General features: G+C 40.7%; 3 protein-coding genes. 2 read left to right on the forward strand and 1 reads right to left on the reverse strand.

Features of this window, described 5'->3' with window-relative positions:
* Positions 1 to 245: thermonuclease family protein (locus F6K38_RS42000; RefSeq protein ID WP_502709672.1), on the reverse strand; the 245-nt coding region annotated here is incomplete at its 3' end.
* 12 nt (positions 246 to 257) lie between these two features.
* On the opposite strand from F6K38_RS42000, the gene F6K38_RS42005 reads away from it, so the two are divergent.
* Together F6K38_RS42005 and F6K38_RS42010 are read left to right on the forward strand one after the other, a co-directional pair.
* Positions 258 to 437 carry a hypothetical protein gene (locus F6K38_RS42005; RefSeq protein WP_287254352.1) on the forward strand — a complete coding sequence of 60 codons (180 nt, stop codon included), beginning with the start codon at positions 258 to 260 and terminating at the stop codon, positions 435 to 437.
* A 145-nt stretch (positions 438 to 582) separates the two neighbouring features.
* Positions 583 to 1,314: a pentapeptide repeat-containing protein gene (locus F6K38_RS42010; protein WP_287254354.1), complete on the forward strand. Its 732-nt coding sequence runs from the start codon at positions 583 to 585 to the stop codon at positions 1,312 to 1,314.
* Positions 1,315 to 1,381: the final 67 nt, after the last annotated feature.

Genomic DNA, 1,381 nt, shown 5'->3' on the forward strand with positions numbered 1-1,381 from the left:
CGGCTTTGCTTCTCTTTTTTGGAATGGGCAATTTCTGGAGCGTCGATACAGGCAAACCGAACTTTGACATCCTTGCCAAACCTGTCAGCGACGAGAATGGTATCCCCGTCAGATACCCGTTTGACAGCGTAATTCCCGATTCCTAACTGGTCTAGAAGGGCGGCACATCCGAAGAGACTCAGGATTAGGACAGAGGCTACTATCCATTTTAAAATGTTTTGGATTAGTTGGGGAGTTGGATTCATGGTCAATTACTGTTGACGAGTGTACAGTTTAGCGAAAAAACTCTACTGGTGTCCTATTCCCTGGTGCGACGTTCCGATCAATCCTACTTTCACATCGAAATTACTGTATACTATTATAGCAATCCGAAGTCAAACCTCATAGAAATCCGTGTTACTCTGGATAACCTCTTCGCCATCTTGCGAGACTTCTAGATTTTTCCATACTTCCATTGGTTACATCCGTTAACCATCCGTTGCTCCAACTGACTACTCTCACAACTCTGACAGGGATGGCTCTAGATTTGACTCTGTCTTAATTCATGCTCTAAAGATTCAATCCTAACTACTCAATATGACTATGGTGCTTAAAACAATAACTCTAGTTTCTTCAACTCTAGTTTCTTCTCTCTTATGTCTCGGTTGTCTAGGGTTGCCAGCTCAAGCCCAATCTAACACTTTTTCTAATTGCGATCTAGGCGATGATTTAAGTGGTCGTGATTTGAGCTTTGGGAATTTTAGTAACTGTAATTGGAGAAGTATTAATTTAAGAGGGGCTAATTTATCAGGGGCTTATCTAAATAGTATTCTACTTAACCCTAAACTTCAATCTTACCAACGACGAGCCACCGAAGAAGTAAGTTCGGATCTGACCAATGCTAATCTCCAGGGAGCAGATTTAACTCTCGCTAATTTAGAACGAGCCATCCTGACAAATGCTAATTTAGTAGCTGCTCGTTTATTTGATGCTGACTTAACATCGGCTACCTTGGAAAAGGCTAAATTAGATAAGGTTTTTGCTCCTGTGGTAATCTTATATGAGGCTAATTTAAAAGGAGCCACATTAAGTTTAGGGGATTTAACCGGTGCGAGCATGGCTAGCTCTGATTTAAGTAATACCTATTTGTATAGAACCAAATTAAGTTATGCTGACTTACAAAATGCTAATCTAAGTGGGGCTAATTTAACGGAGGCTAACTTAATCGGTGCTAACTTAACGGGTGCTAATTTGACTGGGGCTAATTTGACTGGGGCTAATTTGTGTAATGCCACTATGCCCGATGGTACAGTATCTCAGCAAGGTTGTCCTTAATTTCATGATCAAGCAGTAAATTGTAAATTATGGAAAACGAACTGGCAGCAAAAGCCGAAAAAATACC

Source organism: Moorena sp. SIO3B2, from assembly GCF_010692525.1.
GTDB lineage: Bacteria > Cyanobacteriota > Cyanobacteriia > Cyanobacteriales > Coleofasciculaceae > Moorena > Moorena producens.

Bases quoted from the DNA above. Each gene is read 5' to 3' on its own strand.
- F6K38_RS42010 (WP_287254354.1), top strand. From the start codon at position 583: ATGGTGCTTAAAACAATAACTCTAGTTTCTTCAACTCTAGTTTCTTCT.